At 70.1% G+C, this 355-nt stretch carries 1 protein-coding gene; it reads right to left on the bottom strand.

Annotated features, from left to right (window positions below; all coding sequences use genetic code 11):
- Positions 1-355: HAMP domain-containing protein (locus PUR61_RS00010; RefSeq protein WP_329874295.1), on the bottom strand; the 355-nt coding region annotated here is incomplete at both ends.

Below are 355 nucleotides of genomic sequence, written 5' to 3'. Positions count from 1 at the left end.
GAGGTCGCCCTCCGCGACGGCGGTGGCCACCTGGGCGATGGAGCGGACCTGGGCGGTGAGGTTGCCCGCCATGAAGTTGACCGAGTCGGTCAGGTCGCGCCAGGTGCCCGACACGCCCCTGACGTCGGCCTGGCCGCCGAGGATGCCCTCGCTGCCGACCTCGCGGGCGACCCGGGTCACCTCGTCGGCGAAGGAGGACAGCTGGTCGACCATCGTGTTGACGGAGTTCTTGAGTTCGTGGATCTCGCCGCGCGCGGTGACGGTGATCTTCTGCGAGAGGTCGCCCTTGGCGACGGCGGTGGCGATCTGGGCGATGTCGCGGACCTGGCTGGTGAGGTTGCCGGCCATCGCGTTG

The sequence above is a fragment of the Streptomyces sp. BE20 genome, assembly GCF_036322525.1.
Taxonomy (GTDB): Bacteria; Actinomycetota; Actinomycetes; order Streptomycetales; family Streptomycetaceae; genus Kitasatospora.
The sequence above is the reverse complement of the archived record's forward strand: the minus strand, read 5'-3'. Positions and strand labels throughout refer to the sequence as shown.